General features: G+C 61.6%; 4 protein-coding genes. 3 read left to right on the top strand and 1 reads right to left on the bottom strand.

The features are described 5' to 3' along the window. Nucleotides 1–126: 126 nt before the first annotated feature. On the bottom strand, nt 127–2820 hold the full coding sequence (locus IH881_20100; protein ID MCH7870000.1) for an insulinase family protein: 2694 nt from the start codon (nt 2818–2820) through the stop codon (nt 127–129). Between the two features lie 94 nt (nt 2821–2914). Here IH881_20100 and hemW point away from each other — a divergent pair, with 94 nt between their 5' ends. The 3 genes from hemW to IH881_20085 all read left to right on the top strand — a co-directional run. Next, on the top strand, nt 2915–4162 hold the full coding sequence (gene hemW, locus IH881_20095; GenBank protein MCH7869999.1) for a radical SAM family heme chaperone HemW: 1248 nt from the start codon (nt 2915–2917) through the stop codon (nt 4160–4162). 29 nt (nt 4163–4191) lie between these two features. After that, complete coding sequence (gene hrcA / locus IH881_20090; protein ID MCH7869998.1) at nt 4192–5295, top strand: heat-inducible transcription repressor HrcA; 1104 nt, start codon at nt 4192–4194, stop codon at nt 5293–5295. Then, nucleotides 5292–5506: hypothetical protein (locus tag IH881_20085; GenBank protein MCH7869997.1), on the top strand; the 215-nt coding region annotated here is incomplete at its 3' end. The genes hrcA and IH881_20085, both read left to right, overlap by 4 nt.

Here is a 5506-nt window from a genome sequence, read left to right as displayed (position 1 = left end):
TCGAGGCGCGCCGGTGTCAAGGCGCGGAATCGCAGCTGTAGCTGGCTACAGCAAGGTTTCGCAACGCAGACAGCGGCGATGCATCGGCGCATGGGCGTCGCGACGAGTCTTGGGTCAGGCTCCTAGTCAGGGCTCGATCAACGCCTCGGTGTAGGCGTCCAGCGTAATGACGCGCTTCGCTACCCGCACGACATCGTCCTGGGTCACCGCATCAATTGCCGCGGCGTACTTCTGGTTCGCCCCCGGCCCCAGGCCATACAGCGCGTCTATTGCCATATGCCCCGCATGCCCAGCGTTGCGCTGTTGCGCAATGGCGTGGTTTCCAGTCAGGTTGCGCTTGGCGTGTTGCAGTTCCTGCTCACCCGGCGCCTCGCCAACCAGTCGCGTCAACTCTTCCAGCATCCCACTGCGCGCCGCTTCTACCTTCTCTGGCGCGGTAGCGATGTAGACCGCAAAGAATCCCGGGGCCAACCCCTCCACACTCATCGCGCTCACGGTGTAGGCGAGACTCTTCTTGTCCCGAAGCTCCAGGAACAATCGCCCACTTTGCCCCGCCAAGATCTGCGAAATGACATCCAGTGCTTGTCGATCGGGATCCGAAACACTCACGCCGCGAAAGCCCATCACCAGGTGCGCCTGGGCGCGGTCCTTCTCCATCTTTCCGTGGCGGATCTCGGTTGGCGCTGTATCGAGGGCCGGAAGCTCGCTCTCAAAACTCTGGCCGGCGGGCAGTGCCGTGAGTCGCCGCGAAATGCCCGCCGCAACTTCGTCCGGGTCTACGTCCCCCGATACGGCGATGGAAAGATTGTTCCCCACGATCAAGCGGTCGTGATGCGCTCGCAGCGTCGCCTGATCAATACCCCGCACGCTCTCCCGGGTTCCAATCATGGGCATGCGGTACGGGTGGGTATCAAAATGCGTCCGCGCGAACAGCGCAAAGGCCTGGGCAGAAAGTTGATCTTCCATGCGGTCGATCGTGGCCAGGGTCTCGCGTCTTTCTTTTTCGATTTCTTCGAGAGCCAGGCCGGGTTCGAGCAAGACCTCGGTAAATAAATCGAGCGCGGGTTCGAATTGATCGATTGCGACATCCAGGGTCAGGCCCAGGCTGCTGCGCCCGCTGAAGCCGTCGATCTCCGACGCGATGTCTTCCATGGCCCGGGCAAAATCGCCGGCAGATCTCGAGCGCGTTCCCCGCATCCAGGTAGAAGTAAGAAAATGACAGATCCCCGATGTCTCGGACGTCTGGGCGAGCAGGCCACCGAGGAACGCGGCCCGCACTGCCACCACGGGAATATCGCGCCGGGCCTTCACGTGAAGCTGCGCGCCGTTGTCCAGCGTGTAACTCACAATCTCGTTTCCCGTACCGCTCCTGGCCTTTGCGCTACCCGACTTGCTCGTACCTGCAACCGCCGCGGCACCGTTCGCCTTCACCCGCTTGGGCGCCAAAACCTCGCGCTTGCAGCTCTCGATCCCGGCCTGGATCGCCGCATTGATCGAAGCTTCGTCCAACTCAATATCCACGGCCTCGGGCACCAACACCCCCGCGGTCAATTGCTCGGGCGAAAGATACTGCTGGGCAACCCGCTGCAGGTCTTCCGCCGTAGCCGACTTCAAAAGCTCGAAGTAGCGCTCTTCACTGCGCCAGTCGCCACCAATCACGTGAAAGTTGCCAAGCTTGCTCGCCAGGCCCGAAACACTCTCGCGCTCAAAATGCTCGCTGGCCAAAAAGTTGGCTCGCGCGCGTTCGAGTTCTTCGCGGCTCACCGGTCGGCTGCGAATGCGCTCCACTTCGAGCATGCTGGCCGTGATGGCCTGGTGGGCATTGGCGACATCGACATCGAGATTCAGTGAAAACACCCCCGGGTCGAGGGGGGTATAGGAAGAAGAGTCGATGCGATCGACCAGGCCCATGTCTTCGCGCACGCGCCGCACCAGCCGGCTGGATTCGCATTCGCCCAGCACGAAGGAAAGTAAATCCAGGTAGGTGGCGTCGTCTTGATGGAACGACGTACCCGGCCAGGTAAGATCGATCTTCATGCGCTCAAACGGGCGCTTCAAGATGATGGTGCGAGGCGACTTCTGCCTGGGTTCGGCCTGGCGCGCTCGTTGCTTCTGCCCGGGCTCGGCGCCCTCGAACTGCGCTGCAACTTCTTTCGCAAGCTCTTTGGCGTCAAAATCCCCGGCGGCCACCACCACCATGTTGTCGGGGGTGTACCAGCTCTTCCAAAAGTTGGTGATCTTCTCGCGGTTGAAACTGGAAACGCTCTCGGCCGGCCCTAAGATCGGCAAGCCGTAGCGATGCTTTTGGAAGTGCTCCTTGAACACGGCCTCGCTCAAGACGTGGCCCGGAGAATCTTCGCTGCGCCGGATCTCTTCGAGCACGACTTCAATCTCGCGGTCGATTTCAGCCGGGTCGAAGGTCGAATTTCGCACGGCGTCTACCAGCACGTCGAGCCCAACTGAAAGCGCGTCACTGGGGAGCGTTGCGTAATAGACCGTCACATCAAACGACGTGTAGGCGTTGATGCGGCCGCCGGCGCCTTCAATCTCCCCCGCGACATCTCCGACCCCGCGCCGCTCGGTGCCTTTGAAGAGCATGTGTTCGTGGAAGTGGGCCAAACCGGCTTCGTCGTTGTTCTCGTCGGCGCTCCCTACCTTGGCCCAGATCTGCAGGTCGGCGACCGGCGCCAGGTGGCTTTCGCGAAACAGCAGCGTAAGTCCGTTGGGGAGAACCTCGTGGTGTACGCTTGCCTGCTCGTTCTTGTCGGCATTGTTGAGTGCACTATTGGCTTGGACGAGAGACTGAGGGCCGGTCGACATGGGGCCGAAACGTAACCGAGGGGGGGTAGGGCTGCCTCCTTCTTTTGTCTGACGATCTGCCGGTCTTTGTGAGAGAGAAGAGGGGGATGAACGCGTGACTCCATCGTCCGACACAACCGCCACCGCTACCCCTACAGACACAACCGTCGGCCTCTACTTCCACATCCCGTTCTGTGAGCGTATCTGCCCTTACTGCGATTTCGCCGTGGTGGCGGCGCGCACCCTCGACCCCGCGGTAGAAGACCGCTACGTCGCGGCCTTGTTGACAGAACTCGAAGCGAGAACCGCAGACTTCTCCCAGCGTCAGCTCGCCACGGTCTACTTTGGCGGCGGCACCCCGTCGCTGCTGCGACCCGAATCGCTAGCCCGGCTGCTCGCCGCGGCGCGCGCTGCGTTTCCCGCTTCTAATTCGGAGAGCGCGGAGAGCGCGGAAAGCACAGAGGACGGCGAAATCGAGATCACTCTCGAAGTCAATCCCAGCACCCTCGAACGCAGTCGGCTGCCGGCGTTTCGAGAACTCGGCATCAACCGCATTTCCCTCGGCATCCAGAGCTTTGACGACACCACGCTCAAAAAACTCGGCCGCGCCCACAAAGCCTCCGAGAGCTGGGAAAGCCTGCGCGCCGCCCGGGCGGCCGGGTTCGAAAACCTTTCTCTCGATCTCATTCTCGCCTGCCCGGGCCAGTCCCTGGCGTCCTTCCAGCGCGATCTCGAAAGTGCCCTGGGTTTTGGTCCCGAACATCTCTCGGTCTACGAACTCACGATCGAAAGCGGCACCCCCTTTGCGCTGGCCAACGAGCGCGGGCAGCTGGCTCGTCCTGGCGACGATCTCGCGGCCCAGATGCTCGAACTGCTGGTCGAGCGCTGCCGGGCCGCGGGGCTTTCGCGCTACGAGATCTCGAACTACGCCCGCCCGGGCTTCGAATCTGCCCACAATTCCCGCTACTGGGCCCGGCGTGCCGTATTGGGCACAGGTATGGGGGCCTGGTCGAGCGAACTCCCGCACAGCGAACTCCCCTTCGGCGGTCGGCGGATGAATCCCCGCAGCCTCGGTCCCTACCTCGACAGCATCGAGGGCGGCGACCGGAGTGCGGTGGAAATCGACCGCCTGAGCGAGGCGCAAGCCCGGGGCGAGGCCATGTTTCTGGGGCTGCGCCGGGCATCGGGACTCGCGGCGGCCGCTTTCGAGACAGAGTTTGGCGGTGTGCCGAGAAAGTTCTACTCCCAACAGATCGACCGGCTCATGCACTCGAGTCTAATTGCCGAAAACGCTACAGGGGATCTGTGTCTGACGGAGCGGGGCATGCTCCTTTCCGACACCGTCTTTGCCAATTTTGTATGATTGACCAGACCACTTTGGGGTGTTGTGCAGTGCCAGCTGGAGTCGAAATACTAGGTGCAGATCTGCTGAGCGATCGGCAGGCCCGGGTCATGCGCGCGGTAGTTGCCGCGTATGTCGGTGCGGCTGCGCCCGTGGGGTCGGCCACCATCTCCAACCTGCTCGTCACTCCGCTTTCGAGCGCGAGTATTCGCAATACCATGAGCGAACTCACCGAGTTGGGTTTACTTGAAAAGCCGCATTCCTCTTCGGGTCGGGTTCCGACCGAAATGGGGTTGCGGTTGTTTGTGGATCATCTGTTGCAACCCCGCGAGCTGGCGGCGGAACAGCAACGCAGGCTGCGTCATAGCTGTGATGACGCAGATCTCGACGGCGCCATGTACGTGGTTTCTCAATTTCTTTCCGACAACACGCGTCAGCTCGGCTTTGTCATGTTGCCCCGCCTCGAACGCGTACGGCTTCAGCACATTTCACTGATCAGGCTGTCGAGCGAGCGCGTGTTGGTGGTGTTGATTTCGAGATCGGGTCGCGCCTTCCGCAGCTCCCTCGAAGATCGTCACAGTGGACCTCAGCGCGAACTCGATCGCATTGCATCGGTGCTGAACGAGCGAATCATCGGTCGCACCTTGATCGAAGTGCGCGATGCAATGGCGATAGAATCCGCCCACCTGCACAATCAGGCGGGTAGCCTGCTCGCTCGGGCCATCGATCTGGGCCAGCGAGCCCTGGATCTGGCGCGCGAAGCGGATCCGTCGCTGAACCTGGTCGTCGCCACGCGACTCGCACTCCTCGACCAGCCCGAATTCAGCAATCCTGAACGTTTGCGTGATTTGTTCAGCGCCATTGAAGACAACGAGAAGCTCATGACGCTGATGGAAGGTCTGCTCGACAGCGGCCGCGGCGGGGTCAACGTTGCCCTGGGAGACGAACTCACAGATCCGGGCCTACGCCATTGTGCGTTGGTTTCGTCGCCGTACGGCATTTTCGACAACGATACAGAGGCCCAGGGCCTGGTCGGCGTAATCGGACCGAGCCGCATGGATTACCCCCGCATCATCCCGCTGGTGAGTTACTGCTCTCAACTGGTGGCAGAAAAATTCAATGAAAACGTTGCAGCGGAAGAGACGAATCTTTGAGTGGAACCGAACACAGCGAAGGTGATGAGCCCGTCGAGCCGGTCGAGGTAGATGGTGCAGACGGCTCAGACGGCAGCGTAGAAGGCGCAGACGACGCCGATGGCGCAGACGGCGTAGACGACGCCGATGGCGCAGACGACGTAGAAGACCCAGGCGGCGGGGAAGAGGGCCTCGACAGCATTCCAGCGAGCGATGAACTCGCCGCTGCTCT

It is taken from the genome of Myxococcales bacterium (assembly GCA_022563535.1).
In the GTDB taxonomy this organism is placed as follows: Bacteria; Myxococcota_A; UBA9160; order UBA9160; family UBA4427; genus DUBZ01.
This window is presented reverse-complemented; position numbering and strand designations above follow the sequence as displayed.